Below are 21,848 nucleotides of genomic sequence, written 5' to 3' on the forward strand. Positions count from 1 at the left end.
CGCCGACGTCGCCGCGATGGGTGCGCGGCCGATCGCTCTTCTCGTGGCCCTCGCGATGCCCGACGCGACTCCGGTGTCGTTCGTCCGCGGCTTCGCCGAGGGGCTCGCCGACGCCTGCGCCGAGCTCGCGCCCGATTGCGCCGTCGAGGGCGGCGACCTCACGGTCTCGGACACCCTCACGATCGCGGTCACGGCACTCGGCTCGCTCGACGGACGCGCTCCCGTGCGCCGCTCGGGTGCGCGGGTCGGCGACGGCGTCTACGTCATCGGCGAACTCGGACCGGCCGCGAAGGGCATCGACCTGCTCTTCCGTCGGTACACGGATGCCGATGGCACTCCCGTGGCCGTCACGCCCGAGGCGCGCGCGAGCCTCACGGCGGCGGACGCGCACGCGCTGTCGCGCCAGCTCGCCCCCCGACCGCCGATCGCCGACGCGCTGCGTGCCGCGGACGCGGGTGCCACCGCCATGATGGACATCTCGGATGGTCTCGCGCTCGATGCGACGCGCCTGGCGGATGCGTCGGACGTGACCATCGCGTTCGACTCCGCCGCTCTGGGCGACGACCCCGCGCTCGCCCTCGGCGGGGGAGAGGACCACGGGTTCCTCGTGATGTTCTCCGCGGAGGCCGCTCCTCTCGGCCGCCGTGTCGGAACGGTCGAGGCGCGCGGAGAGCACGCGATCACCGTGGACGGGTCGCCGTGGACGGGTCGTACGGGCTGGGACCCCTACCGCGATTGGGATACCGGCCGCGGTTGACGGCCCACGCCCTCACGCGGTCGGTCGACCCCACCACATCGTCGTGTCGCCGTAGGTGCGTTCGCGTTCGGGCTCGAGCCCGGCGGCGGCCCAGTCCGGCGCGGGGGAACGCTTCGCGCGCTCGACGATGACGGCGGCGTCCGGACTCAGCCGTGGCGCGAGGGCGATCAGCACGCGGGTGAGCTCGTCGTCGCCCACGTCGTAGGGCGGGTCGATGAACACGAGGTCCCACTCGGCTCCGGATGCCGAGAGGTAGGTCGTGACGTTCGCGCGATGCACCCGCACGGGGGCCTCGACGCCCGCGGTGCGCAGCCGATCCGCGTTCTTGCGGATCACGGCGGCGGCGGGAGCGGACAGCTCGACGAGATCGGCTGAGGCGGCCCCACGGCTGAGGCTCTCGAGTCCGAGCGCTCCGGAGCCGGCGTACAGGTCGGCGACGCGTGCCTCACGGAGGAGGTCGGCGGATTCGAGCGCCGCGAAGAGCGACTCGCGCACGCGGTCGCTCGTGGGGCGTGTGCCCTTCGCGGGGACCTCGAGCACGGTGCCGCCGGCACGGCCGGAGATGATGCGCGTCACCCTGCCAGCCTACGGTCGCTCGCCCGAGCGAAGCGGGAGCCGCCGACGATGTCGGTTGTCGTCCCTAGACTCGACGCATGCCCGGTCTGTCGCTCGCCTCCCGTCTCGACGGAGCGATCGGCGGCAAGACGGCAGCGGCGTTCGACCGCGCCTTCGGCGTGAAGACCGTCGGCGAGCTCCTCGAGCACTACCCTCGGCGGTACGCGCGGCGCGGTGAGCTGACCCCGATCTCGACTCTGCCCCTGGGCGAACCGGTCACGATCGTGGCGGAGGTGGTGAGCGCGAGCGAGCGGCGCATGCAGAACCGTCGGGGGTCGCTGCTCGAAGTCGTGATCAGCGACGGCGACGGTCGCCTGTCGCTGACGTTCTTCAACCAGCCGTGGCGGCTCAAAGACCTCACCCCGGGCAGGCGCGGCATCTTCTCGGGCAAGGTCGGCGAGTATCGCCGGCAGACGCAGTTGACGAATCCCGACTACGAGCTGTTCGACGACATCGCCGAGGCACGTGCCGAGGCGGAGGTCAGCGCGAAGCGACCGATTCCGATCTACCCCGCCACGGCGACCGTGCCGAGTCCCCTCGTGCAGAAGACGATCTCGCTCGTCCTCGACTCGCTCGGCGGCATCGACGATCCCCTCCCCGCCGATCTGCGAGCGCGGCGTGGTCTGCTCCCCGCCCGCGCGGCGCTCGAGCAGATCCACCGTCCCGAGAACGACGACGACATCCCGCCCGCCGTGGCGACGCTGCGTATGCAGGAAGCATTCGTGCTGCAGACGGCGTTGCTGCAGCAGCGTCAGTTCGTGCGTGCGCTCTCGGCGACGAAACGCCCCGCGCATCCCGGCGGACTCCTCGAACGCTTCGACCGCATCCTGCCGTTCGAGCTCACGCCCGACCAGCAGAGCGTGGGGGCCCAGCTCCAGTCCGACATGGTGGGGGACTGGCCCATGAACCGTCTCGTGCAGGGCGAGGTCGGCTCGGGCAAGACCCTCGTGGCCCTGCGCGCCATGCTGCAGGTCGCCGAGTCCGGCGGGCAGTCGGCACTGATCGCCCCGACCGAGGTGCTCGCCGCGCAGCACCTGCGCTCGATAGCCCGCATGCTCGGTCCCGAACTCGCGCCCGAACTCATGCCGACGCTGCTGACCGGTCAGCTTCCCGCTGCGGAGCGGCGTAAGGCCGCCCTGCGCGTCGCATCCGGTCAGGCGCGGATCGTCGTCGGCACCCACGCCCTCCTGAGCTCCACGACGACGTTCGCCGACCTCGGGTTCGTCGTGGTCGACGAGCAGCACCGCTTCGGCGTCGACCAGCGAGAGGCCCTGCGCGCCAAGGGCGATTCTCCGCACACCCTGGTGCTCACGGCCACGCCGATTCCCCGCACCGTCGCGATGACGGTGTTCGGCGATCTCGACGTGTCGACGATCCGGACGATGCCGGCCGGGCGTGCCGGTATCCAATCGTTCGTCGCGCCCCTCGCCGAGAAGCCGAGCTGGTTCGCACGCGTGTGGGACCGCGTGGCCGAGGAGGTCGCGCAGGGACGCCAGGCCTTCGTCGTCTGTGCCGCGATCGACGCCGAGCAGCTCACGGCCGACGAGAAGACCGACGAGCCGGCCGATGCGCCCGACGGTGCCGCGACCGCCCCTCCGAACGAGACCAACCGAACGCGGTGGGGCGTCGTCCAGGTCGAGGCCCTGCTGTCGCGCCTGCCGGCTTTCGCCGACATCCGCGTCGAGATCCTGCACGGAAAGATGCCGTCCGATGAGAAGGATGCCGTGATGCAGGCGTTCGCGCGCGGCGACATCGACGTGCTCGTCGCCACCACGGTCATCGAGGTCGGTGTAGACGTCCCCAATGCGTCGACGATGGTCATCCTCGAGGCCGATCGTTTCGGTGTCTCGCAGCTTCACCAGCTGCGCGGTCGTGTCGGTCGTGGCGGTCTTCCCGGCCTGTGCCTGCTCGTCACCGAGGCGGCGCCGGGCACGTCGTCGCGCGCGCGGGTCGACGCGGTGGCGGCGACGCTCGACGGCTTCGCGCTGGCCGAGGTCGACCTCGAACTGCGCGGCGAGGGCGACGTGCTCGGCGGCGCGCAGTCGGGCGTGCGTTCGTCGCTGCGTCTCCTGCGCGTCGTCACCGACGCCGACCTCATCACCGAGGCGCGCGCCGAGGGCGAGCGGCTTCTCGCCGACGATCCGGCCCTGCAGCGGCATCCGGGGCTGGCGGCTGCGCTCGAGCGTCGTCTCGGCGTCGAAGAACGTGCGGCGCTCGCGAAGTCCTGAGCACGTGGCCGTCGGTAGGCTGGCGGCATGGACCCCCGGATCGCCGTTGTTCCCGGCTCGTTCGACCCGCCCACGCTGGGGCACCTGGACGTGATCCGGCGCGCGGCCGGTCTCTTCGACCAGCTGCACGTTCTCGTGGTGCACAATCCCGGCAAAGAAGCGATGCTGCCGATCGCCCAACGACAGTCGCTGCTCGAGCAGTCGATCGCCGAGGCGGGTGTCGAGGGCGACGTGGTCGTCGCGGCGTGGAGCATGGGGCTCCTCGTCGACTACGCGACCGAGGTCGGCGCGAAGGTGCTGGTCAAAGGCATCCGGTCGCAGGTCGATGTCGCCTACGAGACGCCGATGGCGATCGTGAACCGGGATCTCGCGCACGTCGAGACGGTCTTCCTCCTCCCAGACCCTTCTCACGCGCTCGTGTCGAGTTCTCTGGTGCGCCAGGTCGCCGGTCTCGGGGGCGATGTCTCACCGTACGTGCCGCCCGCGGTCGCGCGGTTCCTCGACACCGGCGCGCGCGGGATCTGACCTCCGCGGTTCTCGGCGGGGCTCTTCACGGCTCGAGCTGCCGTGCACGCGCTCAGCGCCCCCGCATAAACGCGATTCACTCACGGAAACACGTGCAGCACGCGTTTCTGTGAGCGGATCGCGTTTATGGGTGTGTCTGCGGCTCCGACCGCACCGACGCGCGGCCGCGGCACCGACGGGAGGCACGTGCCGCTCCGGCGCCGACCGCACGGACGCGCGGCCGCGGCTCCGACCGCACGGACGCGCGGCCGCGGCGCCGACCGGAGGGACGCGCCGCTCCGGCACCGACCGAGCGGCCACCGGACCGCGTCGTCCGGCCCCTCCCCAGGGCCGCCCGGGTAGCATGGACCCCCGTGAGAACCCACCGCCCCGGACCTTTCCAGCTCCCCGTGCGCGACATCGAGCGCAAGCCGGGCGAGATGCGCGAGCACAGCCTCGAGATCCCCGCGCCCGAGAAATGGGGCGAGGGTCTCGTCTCCGTTCCCGAGGCGGAGCCGCTCGAGCTCGAGGTGCGTCTCGAGTCGGTCCACGAGGGAATCCTCGTGTCGGGAACCGTCGACACCACCGCCACCGGGGTCTGCGGACGCTGCCTGATCGACATCGAGGAGCCTGTCGAAGTCGAGTTCCAGGAACTTTTCGCGTATCCTGGGGATGAAGCGAGTGACTTCGACGTTCAAGACGACCACGTGGATCTTGAAAATCTGGTCCGGGATGCCATTGTCCTGTCGCTTCCGTTCCAGCCGGTGTGTCAGCCGGATTGCCTCGGGCTCGACCCGGTGACGGGCGAGAAGCTGACGGAAAGCCCCGGCGACACGGAGCAGTCGTCCGTTGATCCTCGATGGGCTGCGCTCCAGCAGTACACCCCAGACGACGGCGATGCGCTCCGCGCCGCCCCCAAGACAGAGAAGAGCTAGACATGGCAGGTAACCCCCCGAAGCGGAAGGTCTCCCGCTCCAACACCCGTTCGCGTCGCGCGCAGTGGAAGGCCGAAGCCCCCGCGCTCGTCAAGACCATCGAGAACGGCAAGGTCGTCTACAGCCGCCCCCACCAGGCGAAGGTCGTCACCGACTCGCAGGGCACTGAGCTCTTCCTCGAGTACAAGGGCCGCAAGGTCGCCGACGTCTGATCGGCGATTCGTGACGCGTAACAACGTCGAGCGTTCAGCGCTCACCGAGAAGCTCGGGGTCGACATCGACCCCGAGCTTCTTTCGCTCGCGCTGACACATCGCTCGTTCGCCTACGAGAACGGCGGCATCCCGCACAACGAGCGCCTCGAATTCCTCGGTGACTCCGTGCTTGGTCAGGCCGTGACCGTGCGCCTCTTCACGCGGTATCCGGATCTCGACGAGGGCCAGCTCGCCAAGCGGCGCGCCGGCGTCGTCTCGACGATCGCCCTCGCCGAGGTCGCTCGCGGTATCGGTCTCGGCCAGCACGTCCGGCTCGGCCGGGGCGAGATCCTCACCGGCGGCAACGACAAGGACTCGATCCTCGCCGACACGATGGAAGCGCTCATCGGTGCGACATATCTGTCGGCCGGTCCGGATGCCGCGACCGCAATGGTTCTGCGACTCGTCGAGCCCCTGATGGCCGACCCAGCCCGGTACGGCGCGGCGATGGACCCGAAGACCAGCCTGCAAGAGATCGCGGCTCGCCTCTCGCTGCCCGCACCCACCTACGCCGTAGAGGCGTCCGGCCCCGATCATGACCGGCGCTTCACGGCGACCGTCACGGTCGGAGACGTGGTGACCACGGGAACCGGGTCGAGCAAGAAGCAGGCCGAGATGGCCGCGGCGCTCACGGCCTGGCGCGAGCTCGACGCGCGTGCCTGAGCTTCCCGAGGTCGAGGTCGTCCGCGCCGGTCTCGAACCCGCCGTCACCGGTGCGCTCATCGCGTCGGTCGACGTTCGCGACGAGCGAGCGCTCACCCGTCACACCGGCGGAGCGGCGCACTTCGAGGCGGCGCTCACCGGACAGCGGATCAGCGCCGCCGTTCGGCGGGGCAAGTTCCTCTGGATGCCGTTCTCCGACGACGAGGCGATCGTCACCCACCTGGGCATGAGCGGGCAGATGCTGCTCCGGGTCCCGGGTGCCCCCGAGGAGCGCCACGAGCGCATCCGCATCGAGCTCGAGCACCCCGTCCACGGTCCGCTCTCGGTCGTGTTCGCCGATCAGCGGACGTTCGGTTCGCTGGCCGTGGACCAGCTCGTCGACACGCCCGACGGCGCGGCGGCCGGACGGGGGTCGAATCTCGCTCGCGTGCCCACGCAGGTCGCGCACATCGCGCGCGATCCTCTCGACCCCGCTTTCGACGTCGGGCGCTTCCGGGCGCGACTCGCGCGCACGGCCTCGGGGATCAAGCGCGTGCTGCTCGACCAGACCGTCGCGAGCGGCATCGGCAATATCTACGCCGATGAGTCGCTGTGGGCGGCGCGCATTCACCCCGAGACCTCGGCATCCGCCCTCCCGACCCGGGCCGTGAATCGTCTGCTGGGCGAGGTCCGCGCGGTGCTCGACAAGGCACTGGCCGAGGGCGGAACGAGTTTCGACGCGCAATACGTGAACGTGAACGGGCAGGCCGGCTACTTCGCGCACTCGCTCAACGCGTACGGGCGCACCGGTCAGCCGTGTCCCCGGTGCGCCCGACCCATCGTGCGGGTGTCGTTCATGAATCGCTCGAGCCACTTCTGCCCGCACTGCCAGCGCCTGCGCTGACCCACTGACGTCAGTCGAGCACCTTCTTCCACGCCCCCTCGTAAGCCACCGGCACGAAGCCGATCGCTTCGTTGATCGAGAGCATCGGACGGTTCTCCTCCGCGTTGTAGGTGAGCACGCGCGGCGAGGCGGGCGCGATGTCGCGCCACGCGAGCAGACCCGCGCACTTCACGAGCATGCCGAGGCGGTGCCCGCGATGAGTACCCACGACGAGGGTGTCGTGCTGAGACGTCGCGGCCGTGCGGTCCTTGCCGATCGCGAGTTCGTTGAAGGCCACGAGGTCCCCGCTGTCGATGTGTTGCGCGGCCGTGATCAGCAGCAGACGTCCCGCATCGAGGTAGGTGCGCTCGTAGCGGCGCACGCGATCGGCATCCCACTTCTCCTCGTCGAACTCGAGTCCCGCCGCCGGGGCGTCGGTCACCATGCGTTCCTTCATGAGAGCCATTCCGTCGACGAACTCGTCGGGGGTCGGGAGGACCCACTGCACGACCCGGTATCCGGCGGAGGCCGACTCGGCTTCGGCGAGGAGCGCGCGAAGGCGGGGCTCCGCGGTCGTCAGGTCGAGAGCGCTGTTGCGTTCGACCTGTTCCAGAGCGTGCCCGGATGCCAGGAAGTACCGCGCGATGTGATCGTGTGGCACCGATCCGAAGCCGGTGGGAGCCTCGAGGTGAGGCCCGTCGGCGGCGGGGTGTTCGGCCCAGGACTGGAGCACGGTTCGACCGTGCTCTCGAGCGGTCTGTTCGACGAGCGCGTAGGCGGCGCGACCGATGCCGCGTCCCCAGACCGATCGAAGAAGCTCGACGAGCCAGTAGCCCGAACGAGCCCCGTCTTCCTGGGGGAGGTCGAGACCGATACGACCCACCGCCTCGCCGTCGAGAAGAACGAGCCACGAGAGACGCACCTGCGCGGGGTCGGGCTGGAAGTTCGGCAGAAGCTCGTCCGCCGGCATGGAGTGATCGTCGTGACCCGAGATCTCGGCGTACACGAGGTTGCGCACGCGGGTCATTTCGCGGAAGTCCGCGGCGTCATCGTCGTGGATGGAGGCGGGGATGTGCAGGCGTCGGAACTCGACGCCGTCGGGGAGCGAAGTCATCAGGTGTCTTTCGTGAGGGGATGGGACGGTGTGCGCCGCCCGAGCGGGGCGGCGCACACCATTCAGATGGTCGGACGCATCAGTGACGCCGTCCGGTACCAGTCGCGTTCACGCTGGCTCCGTTCGGCGTACTGCACCCGAGCGCGGTGCGCGCTCGTCGTGCGCAGCTCGATGACGTGCACGCGAGCCGCGTGGCGCGTCAACAGCCACAGGCCGAGGCGCAGGGTGAGACGGTCGACGAGACCGACAGGTCGGTCGACGATCGTGGGAAGAGAGACGGTGGGCGTGGCCGCGGTGTGCTGCGGCGCGCGCGTGGGCAGAGTGCTCATGCGGAGGCTCCGGTGAGAAGAGATGAAGAAAGGAGAAGGCGAGCGGTGCTCGCGAGGGATCGAATGATCCGGAACGCTCGGCATCCGATGGATGCGGCGCGAGAAGCGGAGACGACGGGCGTCTCGACGCGACGGGGTCAGCCCAGGAAGACGGGCATTCCGACGGCGGTGGTCACTCCGGCAAAGGGTGCGGACAGCACGGGAGCGGCGGTGAAGCCGGTGGCGATGAAGCCGGTGGTGTTGCGAATCATGGGAGGACCTCCTTCCGTCGTCGGTTGCGACCCCCGACGCTAGCGAAGGCTGTCAGCGAATGTCAAGCTCGCGCTCAGATTCCGCGAGATCCCGGGCGCGTCTTCGCGGAGCGAGCGGCTCGCCGCCCCGGAATTCCGCGGTTTCTCCGGTAGCGTGAGGCGTCGACGATCAGACGGGAGGCGCGGCGACATGCACTTGAAAAGCGTGACGCTCAAGGGCTTCAAGTCGTTCGCGCAGTCGACGACGTTCGCGCTCGAGCCCGGTGTGACCTGCATCGTCGGTCCGAACGGATCCGGCAAGTCCAATGTCGTGGACGCTCTCGCGTGGGTCATGGGGGAGCAGGGGGCGAAGACACTCCGCGGCGGCAAGATGGAGGACGTCATCTTCGCCGGCACCTCGACACGGGGCCCGCTGGGGCGCGCCGAGGTACAGCTCACGATCGACAACTCGGACGGCGCCCTCCCGATCGACTACAGCGAGGTGACGATCAGTCGGACGCTGTTCCGTACCGGGGCCAGCGAGTACGCGATCAACGGTCAGACGAGTCGCCTCCTCGACGTCCAGGAGCTGCTGAGCGACTCGGGCCTCGGTCGCGAGATGCACGTGATCATCGGTCAGGGGCGTCTCGACACGGTGCTTCAAGCCACCGCCGAGGACCGTCGGGGCTTCATCGAGGAGGCGGCGGGCATCCTCAAGCATCGCCGCCGCAAGGAGAAGACCGTCCGCAAGCTCGAGGCGATGGAGACGAACCTCACTCGTCTCAGCGATCTCGCCGGGGAGCTCCGCCGGCAGTTGAAGCCGCTCGGGAAACAGGCCGAGATCGCCCGAGAGGCGGCCACGATCGCCGCGGTCGTGCGAGACGCGAAGGCCCGCCTGTTCGCCGACGATCTGGTGCGCCTGCGCAGTCAGCTCGCGGACGCGGCGCGGGCCGAGACCGAACGGCACACCGAGCGTCTGGTCCTGCAGGAGCAGGCGGAGGGCTTGCGTCATCGCGTGGAACGACTCGAGGAAGAGCAGCGATCCGAGGCGGTCGATCAGGCCCGACGCGTGGCGTTCTCGCTCGAGCAGGTGCAGGAGCGGCTCCGTGGGTTGTACACGCTCGCGGGACAACGCCTCGCCCTGCTCTCCGACGACGACCGCGACACGAGCGCGTTCGCGCCCACCGTGTCGCAGTCGGCGATCGATGACGTCCGGAGCGAGATCGACGACATCGCCGCCGGTCTGGGCGACGCGCAGGATGCCGCCGCGGATGCCGCCCGAGCGGTGGCGCGGGCCCGCGCCGATCTCGACGCCCTCGATGTCGACATCGCCGCACAGAGCGCGCTCGTCTCGGAGCACGACATGAAGCTCACGGCGCTGCGCGGGGCGGCGGCCTCCGCCGCCTCGACGAGGGACGCCGTGCTCGCGGGCGTCGAGCGCCAACAGCGCGCCCTGGACGCGGCACTGGTCCGTCGCGCGGAGGCCGAGGAGGCCCTCGCCGCTCTGGGTCCGACGATCGCGCCGGAAGCGGATTCTGCGGAGCATGCGGCGGCCTACGAGCGTGCTCAGCGCGATGCGAACGACGCGGAGGCGGCAGTGGCGCAGTTGCGGGAGCGCCTGCACGCGGCGGAGCGCGAACGCGACGCCCTGTCCGCGCAGACCACCGCACTGGGTCGCGCGCTGGACGTACGCAATGCCGCCGCCGATCTCGTCGCTTCGGGCCAGCCGGGGGTACGTGGACTGGTGGGCGACGGCGTCAAGGTGACGTCGGGTTACGAGGCGGCCGTGGCGGCTGCTCTGGGCTCGCTCGCCGAGGGTGTGCTCGTCGACGATTCGGCCGCGGCGTTCGCGACGGCCCGTGTCGCCGCCGACGACGACCTCGGCGTGGTCGAGATCGCCCTTGCCGACGCATCGGTCGACGCGCCCGCGGTGAGCGTTCCGGCGGGGGGCGTGCGAGCGGTGGACGTGGTGACCGCACCGCCGGGGATCCTCGGCATCCTGGCCCGGTTCGTCGTCGTCGACGACCTGGATGCCGCGCAGTCGGCGCTTCCCTCCCTCGACGACCGTACGACCCTCGTGACGCGTGCTGGCGAGGTCCTGACTGTTCACACGCTGCGCGCAGGTTCGGGCGCCGGGCGTTCGAGGCTCGAACTCGCCGCGGAGCGCGATGCCGCTGCGGAGCGGCTCGCCGAGATCGTCGTGGTCGCGGACTCGCTGCGGGAAGCGCTCAGCGATGCTCAACGGGCGCTCTCCGACGCGCGACAGCGGACGAAAGACACCCTCGCCACGCTCCGTGCGCACGACGCCGCGCTGGCGGCTCAGGCCGAGAAGGTCAATCGCGTCACCGTCCGGCACGAGGCTGCGGTGGCGGAGTGCGAGCGCCTGGAGGCGGGCCTCGCGCAGGCCTCAGCCGCGGTCGCGGAGGCCGAGGATGCGTCCGCCGCAGCCGAGGCCGCTCTGGCCCGAGCCCTCGAGGCCCCTCGACCGATCCTCGACGCTTCCGCGCGCGACGGCATGGTCGCTGAGCTCGAGGCGGCCCGCGAGACGGAGATGCGCGCACGTCTCGACATCGAGACGCTGAAGGAGCGGGTTCGCGCGGGCGAGGCGCGCATCGTGCAGCTCGAGAACCAGCGGGAGCGCGAACGCGCGGCTGCCGAGGAAGCCGCGCGCCGGGCAGTGATCCGGCGTGCGCAGCGCGAGGTTGCGGCGGAGGTCGCGGCTCAGCTCCCCGCGCTCCTCGACTCGGTCGATCGCTCGGTGAGCCACGCCCGCGTGGAGCTCGCCACGGCGGAGGCGACTCGCACCGCGGTCTCGGCGGATCTTTCCCGCGCGCGCGCCGAAGAGTCCGAAGTCCGGGAGCGGCTCGCGCGCCTGACCGAGAGCGTTCACGGGCTCGAACTCCAGATGCACGAGAAGCGACTGCACGTCACGAGCCTGCTGGAGCGCGTGCAGTCCGAGCTCGCCCTCGACGAAGACATTCTGGTTTCGGAATATGGACCCGACCAGCTCATTCCCGCGGAGGGGGACGGCGAGGCCGTCCCGTTCGACCGGGCCGGACAGAAGCGCCGACTGCAGGACGCCGAGCGGAAGCTCGGCCAACTCGGCCGCGTCAATCCGCTCGCCCTCGAGGAGTTCGCCGCTCTTGAGCAACGCCACGCGTTTCTCACCGAGCAGCTCGCCGATCTGCAACAGACGCGCGCGGACCTGCAGACGATCATCGCCGAGCTCGACGAGCGAATGCAGACGATCTTCGTCGCCGCCTTCGAAGACACCCGCGCCGCGTTCACCGAGATCTTCCCCATCCTGTTCCCTGGCGGCTCGGGGAGCATCTCTCTCACCGACCCGGAGCACCCGCTGACGACGGGGATCGAGGTCTCCGTCCGCCCCGTGGGGAAGAAGATCGAACGGCTCTCGCTCCTGTCGGGCGGGGAGCGCTCGCTCGCGGCCGTCGCCTTCCTGACGTCGATCTTCACGGCCCGGCCGAGTCCGTTCTACATCCTCGACGAGGTCGAGGCCGCTCTCGACGACGCCAACCTCGGGCGGCTCCTCGGGGTCTTCGAGAAGCTGCGCTCGAGCAGTCAGTTGATCGTCATCACGCATCAGAAGCGCACGATGGAGATCGCCGACGCGCTGTACGGCGTGTCGATGCGACAGGACGGCGTGTCTGCGGTCGTCGGCCAGCGCATCGGCGATCGGGCTGCGGCCGCACGCGAAGCCGCCCCCGTAAGCTGAAGCAATGGCTGAGAACTCCTGGTCGCTCGGACGCGCGCTGCGCGGCCTGTTCGTCAAACCCACGATCGACGAGACGACGTGGGACGACCTCGAGACCGCCCTCCTGACGGCCGACTTCGGACCCGACGTGACCGAGCGCCTGGTCGACGAGCTGCGCGAGAAGGTCGAGCGCTTTCGCACGACCGACCCGCGCGATCTGCAGCGCATGCTGAAGGAGACGCTGGAAGAGCACTTCGCGAAGTTCGACACGACCCTGCGGCTCACCGAGCGTCCGGCCGTCGTCCTCGTCGTCGGCGTGAACGGCGTCGGCAAGACGACGACCATCGGCAAGTTCGCGAAGTTCCTGCAGCGCTACGGGCGCAGCGTCGTTGTGGGAGCGGCCGACACCTTCCGCGCCGCAGCGGTCGACCAGCTCGCGACGTGGGCGGAGCGCGGGGGAGCCGCGATCGTGCGTCCGCAGCACGAGGGCCAGGATCCGGCATCCGTCGCCTTCCAGACGGTCGCCCACGCGAAAGAGACGGGCACCGAGATCGTCCTCGTCGACACGGCCGGCCGTCTGCACACCAAGGGTGGGCTCATGGACGAGCTCGGCAAGATCAAGCGGGTGATCGAGAAGCAGGCGCCGATCGCCGAGGTGCTCCTCGTGCTCGATGCGACGACCGGTCAGAACGGGCTCATGCAGGCCCAGGCCTTCCTCGACAGCGCCGGGGTCACGGGTCTCGTCCTGACCAAGCTCGACGGTTCGGCGAAGGGCGGATTCGTGCTGGCCGTGCAGGAGCGCACGGGCATTCCGGTCAAGCTGCTCGGCCAGGGCGAGGGCATCAACGACCTCACCGGTTTCACGCCGCACGTTTTCGCCGCGTCGCTCGTCGACTGACCCGGGCGGGTCGCCTTCCCGAAGCGCGTGCCGCCTGGTTTCATTGGGGGTATGGCGATCGAGCACGATTTCTTCGGACTCCTCGAGTCCGGGCCCGACGGGTCGATCTTCTGGTCGGAGAACGTCGAGTTCGGCGACCAGAGTGTGACCGTCGATCTCACGGCCCCCGACCAGGACGACGTGTCCGTCGAGGCCCTCGATGTCGCGGCCGCCATGATCTCGGCGCTCGAAGCCATCGACCTGGCTGCGCGGAACGCCATGGTGGGCGAACTCGACTCCCGCACCAGCGAGGTCACTGAGTACATCCTCCAGCAGCAGGCGACGCTCGGCGAGGAGATCGACGACCTGCTCATCGACCCGTCCGGCGACACGCACATCGATGTCATCAAGTCGATGCAGCTGATGAGCGTGACGATCCTCGCGGACGAGCACGGCGGGACGGACCCGTTCGCCGTTCTCGAGTACGCCCTCGATCCGGATGCCACGGACGACGTGCTGCTGGTGAACCTCGCGTCCGACGGCTCGGTGCAGTCGGTCACGAGCGCCGACTGACCGTCGGCGCGCGGTCGGTCCGCGACCCGCTCAGACCGCCTGAGCGAAGTCCACGCCGTCCGCCGCGATGTCCTTCGCGAGGTGAGCGAGGTGCGGCGGGATCTCGCGCCCCTTCGACACCATCGACTGCGCCCACAGGCGCCCGGCGCGGTACGACGAGCGCACGAGCGGTCCGGCCAGGACCCCGAGGAAGCCGATGCGCTCCGCCTCCTCCTTGAACTCGACGAACTCGGCGGGCTTGACCCACCGCTGCACGGGGAGGTGGCGCGGGGTCGGACGCAGGTACTGGGTGATGGTGATGATGTCGGTCCCGGCTTCGTGCAGGTCGTTCAGCGCCTGCACCACCTCTTCGGGCTCCTCGCCCATCCCGAGGATCAGGTTCGACTTCGTGATGAGCCCGGCGTCGCGCGCCGCGGTCAGCACGCCCAGCGATCGCTCGTATCGGAACGCCGGCCGGATGCGCTTGAAGATGCGCGGCACCGTCTCGACGTTGTGCGCGAAGACCTCGGGCCGTGAGGAGAAGACCTCCTCGAGCAGCGCGGGGTTGCCCGAGAAGTCGGTCGCGAGGATCTCGACGCCGGTGCCGGGGTTCTCCGCGTGGATGCGCCGAACGGTCTCGGCGTGGAGCCACGCGCCCTCGTCCGGGAGGTCGTCGCGGGCGACGCCCGTGACCGTGGCGTACCGCAGTTGCATCCGTGTCACGCTCTCGGCCACGCGACGCGGCTCGTCGGTGTCGTAGTCGGCGGGTTTGCCGGTGTCGATCTGGCAGAAGTCGCACCGACGGGTGCACTGCGATCCCCCGATGAGGAAGGTGGCCTCGCGGTCCTCCCAGCATTCGAAGATGTTCGGGCACCCGGCCTCCTGGCAGACGGTGTGCAGGTCCTCGTTCTTCACGAGGCTCTGCAGGGCCGTGTACTCGGGGCCCATCTTCGCCTTGGTCTTGATCCACTCGGGCTTGCGCTCGATGGGCGTCTCCGCGTTGCGGACCTCGAGCCTGAGCAGCTTGCGTCCGTTCGGAGCGGTGGATGCCGGGACCCCGGCCGTTCCGGTGCCACAGGTGCTCATGCCGCCACCCCCGCGTACTCGGCGTGGAAGACGTCGACGATGCGGGGCACGAGGTCGCCAGGGGAGACGTCGGCTCCGATCACCTCGCTCACGGTCGTCACGCCGGCATCCGAGATCCCGCACGGGACGATCCGCCGGAAGGCGGCCAATGAGTTGTCGCAGTTGACGGCGAAGCCGTGCATGGTCACCCCTTTCTCGACGCGGACGCCGATCGCCGCGACCTTGTCCAGGCCGAGCGGGCGCTGCACCCAGACGCCGCTGCGGCCCTCCACGCGGATGCCGTCGACGCCGATCGGTGCGAGGGCGGCGATGATCAGCGACTCGAGGCGGCGCACGTGCGCGACGACGTCCACCGGCTCCGGCAGACGCACGATCGGGTAGCCGACGAGTTGACCCGGCCCGTGCCAGGTGATCTTCCCGCCGCGGTCGACGTCGATGACCGGCGTGCCGTCGTCGGGCCGCTCGTGATCCTCGGTGCGCTTGCCCGCGGTGTACACGGCTTCGTGTTCGAGCAGGAGCAGCGTGTCGGGGCGACGCCCGGCGACCACGTCCGCGTGGATGCGCCGCTGCTGCGCCCAGCCGTCGAGGTAGGGCACGTAGTCCGGGGCGAACCCCACGTGATCGATGTCGAGCATCTCGGCTCCCGCCGTTGTTGGATTGCGTCTAACAATACATGTCGGAGCGTCTTCTAGGCTGGCGGCATGACCTCGCCGAGCCGCAGTGGACGCCCGCGCGCTTCGTCACGCGAGGTCCTTGCCGAGGCGGCGTGCGAGCTGTTCCTCGAACGCGGATACGAGGCGACGTCGGTATCCGACATCACCCGTCGCGCCGGCGTGAGCCGTTCCAGCTTCTTCAACTACTTCTCGGCCAAGAGCGACGTCTTGTGGTCGGGGTTCGACGAGCAGTCGGCGCGCGGTGTCGCCCTCCTGCGCGACGGCGTCGACACGAGCGAGGCGCTCACGTCGATCGGTGAGGGATTGACTCCCGATGCGCTGGCCCTCGCGATCACGAACGCGGATGCCATGGGGATCGCCGCCGAACTCGACCGCGACCGCGCGGTGCGTCAGTTCCACCTGCAGCGCGAGATCGCGGCGCGCCTGGTGCGCGATGGGGTGGCGCCGCTCGTGGCTCAAGTGCGAGCGGGAGCGTTGTCGGCGGCGGTCCTGGCGTCTGTCTGGGCGTGGGCCGACCGCACGGCAGCGGGCCGGTCGCTTCCCGAGACCCTCGCCGAAGCCCTCGGCGGGGCCTGACCCTCCCGTCGGGGCGGCGCGGTCGCCGCGCCCCGCGTAAACTCGACTCATCATGGCGACTTTCGGCACCCTCTCCGACCGGCTCACAGAGACCTTCCGCAACCTCCGGAAGAAGGGCCAGCTCACGCCCGCAGACGTCGACGGGACGGTTCGCGAGATCCGCCGCGCCCTGCTCGACGCCGACGTGGCGCTGCCCGTGGTCAAGGAGTTCACGGCCGCGGTTCGCGAGCGCGCCCTCGGAGACGAGGTCAACCGCGCCCTCAACCCCGCGCAGCAGGTCGTGCAGATCGTCAACGACGAGCTCATCGGCATCCTTGGCGGCCAGCAGCGTCGTCTGCAGTTCGCGAAGAACCCGCCGACGGTCATCATGCTCGCCGGTCTGCAGGGCTCGGGTAAGACGACCTTCGCCGGCAAGCTCGCGAAGATGCTCGAGAAGGACGGCCACACGCCCCTTCTCGTCGCCTGTGACCTCCAGCGACCGAACGCCGTGAACCAGCTGCAGGTCGTCGCGGAGCGCGCGGGGGCCGCGATCTACGCTCCGGAGCCGGGCAACGGCGTCGGCGACCCGGTCAAGGTCGCTCGCGACGGAGTCGCCTACGCCACGCGCCAGCAGCACGACATCGTCATCATCGACACCGCGGGTCGCCTGGGCGTCGACGCCGAGTTGATGAAGCAGGCCTCCGACATCCGCAAGGCAACGCAGCCCGACGAGGTTCTCTTCGTCATCGACTCGATGATCGGTCAGGATGCCGTGAACACGGCGAAGGCGTTCCAGGACGGCGTCGATTTCACCGGCGTGGTGCTGTCGAAGCTCGACGGTGATGCGCGCGGTGGAGCCGCGCTGTCGGTTGCCTCGGTCACCGGTCGCCCGATCATCTTCGCGTCCACCGGTGAGGGCCTCGACGACGTCGAGCCGTTCCACCCCGACCGCATGGCATCCCGCATCCTCGACCTCGGTGACATCCTCACCCTGATCGAGCAGGCGCAGAACGCCTTCGACGAGGCCGAGGCGATGAAGGTCGCCGAGAAGCTCGCGACGGAGACTTTCACGCTCGAGGACTTCCTCGAGCAGATGCAGCAGATGAAGAAGATGGGCTCCATGAAGAAGATGCTCGGGATGCTCCCGGGCATGGGAAACATGAAGCAGCAGCTCGAGGACTTCGACGAGCGCGAGATCGACCGCACCGAGGCGATCATCCGTTCGATGACGCCGGGTGAGCGTCGTAATCCCAAGGTCCTCAACGGTTCCCGACGCCTGCGTATCGCGCGCGGTTCCGGTATGACCGTCACCGACGTGAACCAGTTGGTCCAGCGCTTCGAGCAGGCCGCCAAGATGATGAAGACGGTCGCTCGCGGCGGTGTGCCCAACATCCCCGGCATGGGTCCGGTGGGCGGCAAGCCGGGCGCGTCGTCGAAGCGCGGCAAGCAGCAGAAGGCGAAGGGGTCGCGTTCGGGCAACCCGGCCAAGCGCGCGGCCGAGAACGCCGGCATCGCGGCATCCACCGCTCCGACGGGCTCGGGCTTCGGGCTGGGCGGTCAGAAGGCGCCGACGGAGGCCGATCTCGCCGAGCTGCAGAAGATGCTCGGACGCGGCTGACGTCGACGCGGCGGCGCGGTCGGCCTCAGGGCAGGACGTCCGCGTCCTGCAGGGCCGACACGATCGTCTGCTCGATCGCCTTCTGGCCGCGAGCCGTCGGGTGAACGTCGTCGTCCTGCAGCCACTCGGGGTGCCCGAGCAGGGGCTGGCCGATGTCGATGTACGTCCCGCCGACCGCGTCGATCGCATCGTGGAGCGCGTCGGACGTGACCGCGTTGTCGTCCGGGATGTCGGACTCGTCGTTCCAGATCGTGCTCAATCCGACGATGCGGGCGGTGGGCACGGCCTGATGGAGTTCGTCGACCGTGGCAGTGGTGTCCGCGCGGATCTCATCGGGGTCCTGCCAGAAGTCGTTGCTCGACGACTCCACGATGAGCAGATCCGGCTGCAGGGCGGCGACGGCGGGTGCGAAGCCCGCGTAGGCCGTTCCGCACTCGCCCTCGACGACGAACCCCATCCCTCCGCAGGCGAGGTTCGTCAGCGCGAGGTGGGCTCGGGACGCCATGAGATCGGGCCACGCTTCACCGATCGTCAGCCCCGCACCCGACATGAGCGAGTCGCCCACCGTGACCACGCGCAGGCGCGGGGGAGTGGTGGTAGCCGGAGCGGCAGCGGGGGACTCCACGCCGAAGGTCAGTTCGGGCTGCGGCGCGGTCGGTTCGGGCGCGCATGCGGTCAAGGTCGCGACCAGACCCGCGAGGAGCACGGCCACGGAGCGCGCCGAGCGGGAACGAACGGGGGTCATGGCGCGATCCTAGAGGCGCGGCCATGAGAATCCGCCGAGCGCCCGAGCGCCGGATCGGTCACGCGCGGAGAGCCGCCAGATGCTCTCGCAGCGTCGGGCCCGCGCGGAACTCCCGGATGAGATGCTGCACGACCTCACGCAGGTCGCCGTCGGCGGCTTCGGCCACGGCGAGCTGCCGCGCGGAACTGCCCCCGGTCGCGAGGATCGTCTCGAGGCCCGCGAACTCCCGCGCGCACTTCAGCTCGACGGCGATGTCGGCGAGTTCCTCCATCGTCTCCCGCAGGTGCTCGACCACCGGCCGTTGCGTGCCGTCCCGGTCGACGATGACCCGCGCGTCGAGCCCGTACCGCGCGGAGCGCCATTTGTTCTCGCGGGCGAACCATGGCGGAATCCCCGGGAGCTCTTTGCTCTCGTCGAGGAGTCGGGAGAAGTGCTCCACGAGTGTCTGGGCGAGAGCGGCGACCGCGGCCAGCTCGGGAAGCGTGGACATGCCGTCGCACGCGCGGATCTCGACGGTGCCCCAGCGCGGGGCCGGACGGATGTCCCACCGCACCTCGGTGGCATCCGCCATCACACCCGTGCGGACCATGTCGTCGAGGTAGGACTCGAACTGATCCCACGTCTGGAGCTGCCAGGGGAGCCCCGCCGTCGGCAGTTGCTGGAAGACGAGGGAGCGGTTCGAGACGTATCCGGTCCGTTCGCCGGCCCAGAAGGGACTGGATGCCGAGAGCGCCTGCAGGTGAGGCAGATAGACGGTCAGGGCGTTGACGATCGGCAGCACCTTGTCCACGCTGTCGACGCCGACGTGGACGTGCACGCCCCAGATCATCATGTTGCGACCCCACCACTGGGTCCGCTCGATGAGCGTGTGGTACCTCGTCTTGTCGGTGACCTGCTGGTCGTACCACTGAGCGAAGGGGTGGCTGCCGGCGCAGAGCAGCTCGATGCCACGCGGCTCTGTCTCTTCGCGCAGCGCGCAGATGGCGTCGCCGATGTCGTCGACGGCGGCGGCGACCGTGTCCCCGACGCCACTCGTCACCTCGACGGTGTTGGTGAGCAGTTCTCCCGTCACCGTGAAGCGTTCGAGCGCGGTGCGCTCCTCGACGAGCTCCAGGATCTCGGGGGCTCGGGGAACGAGATCGCCCGTTTCGCGGTCGGCGAGCATCAGCTCCCACTCCAGCCCCACGGAGGAGCGCGTTGAGGAAGCGAACTGCAGCGTCATCCGGTCAGTCTGACACGGGACACGCGCGACGTTCTGTTTCGCGCCTCGCCGTGTCATCTGGCAGAATAGAGGGTCGGACCAGGCACTCGACCCTCTATCCAGTGCCGGCCCGCCTTTTTTGAGCTTCCGCCGGGTGTGCACCCCACGCTCCAGGCGATCGGTTCGTTCGCTTTTCACCATCCAGGAGAAAATTCGTGGCTGTCAAGATCCGTCTCAAGCGTCTCGGTAAGATCCGTGCGCCCTACTACCGCATCGTCGTCGCCGACTCGCGCACCAAGCGCGACGGCCGCGTGATCGAGGAGATCGGTAAGTACCACCCCACCGAGGAGCCCTCGTTCATCGAGGTCGACTCGGACCGCGCGCAGTACTGGCTCTCTGTCGGCGCTCAGCCCACCGAGCAGGTCGCTGCGATCCTCAAGCTCACGGGCGACTGGGGCAAGTTCAAGGGCGACAAGGACGCCGTGTCCACCGTCAAGGTGCGCGAGCCCAAGGCTGCTTTCGAGGCTGAGGCCGGCAAGAAGTCGGTCGTCAAGCCCAAGGCCGAGAAGAAGGCCGAGGCTCCCGCAGCCGACGCTTCGGCCGACGACGCCGCCGAGACCTCGGCCGAGTAAGTCCCGTGCTGTCTGCCGCGCTCGAACACGTCGTCAAGGGGATCGTCGATCACCCCGAGGACGTGACCATCCGTTCCAGCACCTCGCCCCGTGGCGACGTGTTGGAGGTTCGCGTGCACCCCGATGATCGGGGTCGCGTGATCGGGCGCGGCGGACGCACCGCCAAGGCTCTGCGTACCGTCGTGTCCGCCCTCGCCGACGGGCGCCGCGTGCGCGTCGACGTGGCCGACGACTGATGGCGGCCGGCGAACCCGCGGGCGGTCAGCCCGCCAAGACTCAGCTCCGCGTGGGGCGGCTCGTCAAGGCCCACGGCCTCAAGGGCGCCTTCAAGCTCGAGCTCTACACCGATGACCCCGAGGGTCGCTTCGTCCCGGGTAACACGTTCACGCTGCAGGTGCCGGAGTCGTCGCCGTGGCACGGTCGTCCGTTGACGGTCCGCGAGTTCCGGTGGATGAACTCGCACCCGGTCGCGTTCTTCGAAGGCGTCGACGACCGCACGGCCGCCGAAGAGCTCGTCAAGGCGATCCTGTGGATCGACCAGGACACCGCCGACGCCCCGGCCGAAGACGACGCGTGGTACGACCACCAGCTCGTCGGCCTCGATGTCGTGCGCGAGGGCGAGACCGTCGGACGTGTCGTCCGGGTCGACCACTTCCCCGCGCAGGACCTGCTGATCGTGCGCCCCTCCGGTGAGGATCGAGAGGTTCTCGTCCCCTTCGTGAGCGCCATCGTGCCCGAGGTCGACATCGAGGGCGGACGCGTGGTCGTCACGCCCCCCGCCGGTCTCTTCGAAGACCTCCCGAGCGATGAGGGCGACGAGCACGAGCCGACCGGCGCCGACGGGCCCGAGCCCGAGGACGCCACGAGCGAGGCCGTCATGAGCGAGGACGCCGAGATCGCCGACGCCGCGAGCGCCGACGACACCCGTCGCGAGGACTGACGTGCGTATCGACGTCGTCTCGATCTTCCCGACGATCTTCGATGCCCTCGAGGTGTCGCTCCTCGGGAAGGCGCGGACGACAGGTCTCCTCGACGTCCGGGTGCACGACCTCCGTGACTACACGCACGACCGCCATCGCACCGTCGACGACACCCCGTACGGCGGGGGAGCGGGCATGGTCATGAAGCCCGAACCGTGGGGCGAAGCCCTCGACGACGTCACGCGTGACGCCGAGTCCCGCCCCGTCATCATCTTCCCGTCGCCCGCCGGTGAGCGGTTCACCCAAGCGACCGCGCGCGAACTTTCCACGGCGTCGCACCTCGTCTTCGGCTGCGGTCGCTACGAGGGGATCGACGAGCGCGTGTTCGACTACGCCGATGAGCTCGGCGACGTACGCCTCATATCGCTGGGCGACTACGTGTTGAACGGTGGCGAGGTCGCCGTCATGGCGATGGTCGAGGCCATCGGCCGTCTCATCCCCGGTGTCGTCGGAAATCCCGAGAGCCTCGTCGAGGAGTCGCACGAAGACGGACTCCTGGAGTACCCCTCCTTCACCAAGCCGGCCGTCTGGCGCGAACGCGAGGTGCCGCCGGTCCTTCTCAGCGGCAACCACGGTGCGGTGGCGTCATGGCGGCGCGAGCAGCAGCTCGAGCGAACGCGGGAACGCCGACCCGACCTTCTCTCCGACTGAGATCTCGCACGGATGACGGATGCCGCGGCCTCGAGGCCGCGGCATCCGTCATCCGTGCGAGATCTCAGTCGGAGAG

23 protein-coding genes are annotated in these 21,848 nt (G+C 69.5%); 16 read left to right on the forward strand and 7 right to left on the reverse strand.

Annotated elements, in window-relative coordinates:
• The coding region (locus NS283_RS08840; protein WP_058596498.1) for a thiamine-phosphate kinase at positions 1–757 on the forward strand (757 nt) is incomplete at its 5' end.
• A 12-nt stretch (positions 758–769) separates the two neighbouring features.
• Here NS283_RS08840 and rsmD read toward each other — a convergent pair.
• Positions 770–1,333, reverse strand: a complete 564-nt coding sequence (gene rsmD / locus NS283_RS08845; protein ID WP_058596499.1) for a 16S rRNA (guanine(966)-N(2))-methyltransferase RsmD — start codon at positions 1,331–1,333, stop codon at positions 770–772.
• Positions 1,334–1,410: 77 nt separating this feature from the next.
• Between rsmD and NS283_RS08850 the strand changes: the two genes are divergently transcribed.
• The 6 genes from NS283_RS08850 to mutM all read left to right on the forward strand — a co-directional run bounded on the left by NS283_RS08850 (position 1,411) and on the right by mutM (position 6,837).
• Complete coding sequence (locus tag NS283_RS08850) at positions 1,411–3,600, forward strand: ATP-dependent DNA helicase RecG (protein WP_058596500.1); 2,190 nt, start codon at positions 1,411–1,413, stop codon at positions 3,598–3,600.
• A gap of 27 nt (positions 3,601–3,627) precedes the next feature.
• On the forward strand, positions 3,628–4,125 hold the full coding sequence (gene coaD / locus NS283_RS08855; protein ID WP_058596501.1) for a pantetheine-phosphate adenylyltransferase: 498 nt from the start codon (positions 3,628–3,630) through the stop codon (positions 4,123–4,125).
• 419 nt (positions 4,126–4,544) lie between these two features.
• Positions 4,545–5,039 (forward strand): YceD family protein, encoded by a 495-nt coding sequence (locus NS283_RS08860; RefSeq protein ID WP_058596518.1) that lies wholly within the window; start codon positions 4,545–4,547, stop codon positions 5,037–5,039.
• A 2-nt stretch (positions 5,040–5,041) separates the two neighbouring features.
• Positions 5,042–5,251 (forward strand): 50S ribosomal protein L32, encoded by a 210-nt coding sequence (gene rpmF / locus NS283_RS08865; RefSeq protein WP_013586329.1) that lies wholly within the window; start codon positions 5,042–5,044, stop codon positions 5,249–5,251.
• Positions 5,252–5,261: 10 nt separating this feature from the next.
• Positions 5,262–5,954, forward strand: coding sequence for a ribonuclease III (rnc, locus tag NS283_RS08870; RefSeq protein WP_058596502.1), 693 nt, complete (start codon positions 5,262–5,264; stop codon positions 5,952–5,954).
• Entirely contained in the window at positions 5,947–6,837 is an 891-nt protein-coding gene (gene mutM, locus NS283_RS08875; RefSeq protein WP_058596503.1) for a bifunctional DNA-formamidopyrimidine glycosylase/DNA-(apurinic or apyrimidinic site) lyase, read from the forward strand. Before rnc ends, mutM begins: the two co-directional genes overlap by 8 nt.
• Positions 6,838–6,847: 10 nt before the next feature.
• On the opposite strand, the gene NS283_RS08880 is transcribed toward mutM, so the two are convergent.
• Both NS283_RS08880 and NS283_RS08885 read right to left on the reverse strand, forming a co-directional pair.
• Entirely contained in the window at positions 6,848–7,930 is a 1,083-nt protein-coding gene (locus tag NS283_RS08880) for a GNAT family N-acetyltransferase (RefSeq protein WP_058596504.1), read from the reverse strand.
• Between the two features lie 62 nt (positions 7,931–7,992).
• Entirely contained in the window at positions 7,993–8,259 is a 267-nt protein-coding gene (locus tag NS283_RS08885; RefSeq protein WP_058596505.1) for a hypothetical protein, read from the reverse strand.
• 441 nt (positions 8,260–8,700) lie between these two features.
• On the opposite strand from NS283_RS08885, the gene smc reads away from it, so the two are divergent.
• The 3 genes from smc to NS283_RS08900 are packed head-to-tail and all read left to right on the forward strand — an operon-like array spanning position 8,701 to position 13,651.
• Positions 8,701–12,222, forward strand: a complete 3,522-nt coding sequence (smc, locus tag NS283_RS08890; RefSeq protein ID WP_058596506.1) for a chromosome segregation protein SMC — start codon at positions 8,701–8,703, stop codon at positions 12,220–12,222.
• Between the two features lie 4 nt (positions 12,223–12,226).
• Positions 12,227–13,099, forward strand: coding sequence for a signal recognition particle-docking protein FtsY (gene ftsY / locus NS283_RS08895; RefSeq protein WP_058596507.1), 873 nt, complete (start codon positions 12,227–12,229; stop codon positions 13,097–13,099).
• A gap of 51 nt (positions 13,100–13,150) precedes the next feature.
• Entirely contained in the window at positions 13,151–13,651 is a 501-nt protein-coding gene (locus NS283_RS08900; RefSeq protein ID WP_058596508.1) for a DUF2004 domain-containing protein, read from the forward strand.
• A gap of 30 nt (positions 13,652–13,681) precedes the next feature.
• Here NS283_RS08900 and lipA read toward each other — a convergent pair whose 3' ends face one another.
• Entirely contained in the window at positions 13,682–14,716 is a 1,035-nt protein-coding gene (gene lipA, locus NS283_RS08905) for a lipoyl synthase (RefSeq protein WP_058596509.1), read from the reverse strand.
• Entirely contained in the window at positions 14,713–15,351 is a 639-nt protein-coding gene (gene lipB / locus NS283_RS08910) for a lipoyl(octanoyl) transferase LipB (protein ID WP_058596510.1), read from the reverse strand. Before lipB ends, lipA begins: the two co-directional genes overlap by 4 nt.
• Positions 15,352–15,417: 66 nt before the next feature.
• Here lipB and NS283_RS08915 point away from each other — a divergent pair, with 66 nt between their 5' ends.
• A complete protein-coding gene (locus NS283_RS08915) occupies positions 15,418–15,966 on the forward strand; it encodes a TetR/AcrR family transcriptional regulator (RefSeq protein WP_058596511.1) in 549 nt (182 codons plus the stop codon).
• Between the two features lie 52 nt (positions 15,967–16,018).
• A complete protein-coding gene (gene ffh, locus NS283_RS08920; protein ID WP_058596512.1) occupies positions 16,019–17,563 on the forward strand; it encodes a signal recognition particle protein in 1,545 nt (514 codons plus the stop codon).
• Positions 17,564–17,588: 25 nt separating this feature from the next.
• Here ffh and NS283_RS08925 read toward each other — a convergent pair whose 3' ends face one another.
• Both NS283_RS08925 and NS283_RS08930 read right to left on the reverse strand, forming a co-directional pair.
• Entirely contained in the window at positions 17,589–18,308 is a 720-nt protein-coding gene (locus tag NS283_RS08925) for an SGNH/GDSL hydrolase family protein (protein WP_058596513.1), read from the reverse strand.
• A 58-nt stretch (positions 18,309–18,366) separates the two neighbouring features.
• Positions 18,367–19,530 (reverse strand): glutamate--cysteine ligase, encoded by a 1,164-nt coding sequence (locus tag NS283_RS08930; RefSeq protein ID WP_058596514.1) that lies wholly within the window; start codon positions 19,528–19,530, stop codon positions 18,367–18,369.
• Positions 19,531–19,724: 194 nt separating this feature from the next.
• Between NS283_RS08930 and rpsP the strand changes: the two genes are divergently transcribed.
• From rpsP to trmD, 4 genes are read left to right on the forward strand one after another with little or no spacing between them, the layout of a single operon-like run.
• Positions 19,725–20,141, forward strand: a complete 417-nt coding sequence (gene rpsP / locus NS283_RS08935) for a 30S ribosomal protein S16 (protein WP_058596515.1) — start codon at positions 19,725–19,727, stop codon at positions 20,139–20,141.
• Positions 20,142–20,146: 5 nt separating this feature from the next.
• Positions 20,147–20,377 (forward strand): RNA-binding protein, encoded by a 231-nt coding sequence (locus tag NS283_RS08940; protein ID WP_013586345.1) that lies wholly within the window; start codon positions 20,147–20,149, stop codon positions 20,375–20,377.
• Positions 20,377–21,081, forward strand: a complete 705-nt coding sequence (gene rimM, locus NS283_RS08945; protein WP_058596516.1) for a ribosome maturation factor RimM — start codon at positions 20,377–20,379, stop codon at positions 21,079–21,081. Before NS283_RS08940 ends, rimM begins: the two co-directional genes overlap by 1 nt.
• 1 nt (position 21,082) lies before the next feature.
• Entirely contained in the window at positions 21,083–21,772 is a 690-nt protein-coding gene (trmD, locus tag NS283_RS08950) for a tRNA (guanosine(37)-N1)-methyltransferase TrmD (protein WP_058596517.1), read from the forward strand.
• The last annotated feature ends 76 nt before the right edge of the window (positions 21,773–21,848 follow it).

The organism is Microbacterium testaceum (assembly GCF_001476285.1).
Classification (GTDB): Bacteria; Actinomycetota; Actinomycetes; order Actinomycetales; family Microbacteriaceae; genus Microbacterium; species Microbacterium testaceum_B.

Bases quoted from the DNA above. Each gene is read 5' to 3' on its own strand.
- NS283_RS08925 (WP_058596513.1), bottom strand. From the start codon at position 18,308: ATGACCCCCGTTCGTTCCCGCTCGGCGCGCTCCGTGGCCGTGCTCCTC.
- ftsY (WP_058596507.1), top strand. From the start codon at position 12,227: ATGGCTGAGAACTCCTGGTCGCTCGGACGCGCGCTGCGCGGCCTGTTC.
- NS283_RS08850 (WP_058596500.1), top strand. From the start codon at position 1,411: ATGCCCGGTCTGTCGCTCGCCTCCCGTCTCGACGGAGCGATCGGCGGC.
- smc (WP_058596506.1), top strand. From the start codon at position 8,701: ATGCACTTGAAAAGCGTGACGCTCAAGGGCTTCAAGTCGTTCGCGCAG.
- NS283_RS08880 (WP_058596504.1), bottom strand. From the start codon at position 7,930: ATGACTTCGCTCCCCGACGGCGTCGAGTTCCGACGCCTGCACATCCCC.
- rpmF (WP_013586329.1), top strand. From the start codon at position 5,042: ATGGCAGGTAACCCCCCGAAGCGGAAGGTCTCCCGCTCCAACACCCGT.
- lipA (WP_058596509.1), bottom strand. From the start codon at position 14,716: ATGAGCACCTGTGGCACCGGAACGGCCGGGGTCCCGGCATCCACCGCT.
- NS283_RS08860 (WP_058596518.1), top strand. From the start codon at position 4,545: ATGCGCGAGCACAGCCTCGAGATCCCCGCGCCCGAGAAATGGGGCGAG.
- NS283_RS08930 (WP_058596514.1), bottom strand. From the start codon at position 19,530: ATGACGCTGCAGTTCGCTTCCTCAACGCGCTCCTCCGTGGGGCTGGAG.
- ffh (WP_058596512.1), top strand. From the start codon at position 16,019: ATGGCGACTTTCGGCACCCTCTCCGACCGGCTCACAGAGACCTTCCGC.
- NS283_RS08885 (WP_058596505.1), bottom strand. From the start codon at position 8,259: ATGAGCACTCTGCCCACGCGCGCGCCGCAGCACACCGCGGCCACGCCC.
- lipB (WP_058596510.1), bottom strand. From the start codon at position 15,351: ATGCTCGACATCGATCACGTGGGGTTCGCCCCGGACTACGTGCCCTAC.
- coaD (WP_058596501.1), top strand. From the start codon at position 3,628: ATGGACCCCCGGATCGCCGTTGTTCCCGGCTCGTTCGACCCGCCCACG.
- NS283_RS08900 (WP_058596508.1), top strand. From the start codon at position 13,151: ATGGCGATCGAGCACGATTTCTTCGGACTCCTCGAGTCCGGGCCCGAC.
- NS283_RS08915 (WP_058596511.1), top strand. From the start codon at position 15,418: ATGACCTCGCCGAGCCGCAGTGGACGCCCGCGCGCTTCGTCACGCGAG.
- rimM (WP_058596516.1), top strand. From the start codon at position 20,377: ATGGCGGCCGGCGAACCCGCGGGCGGTCAGCCCGCCAAGACTCAGCTC.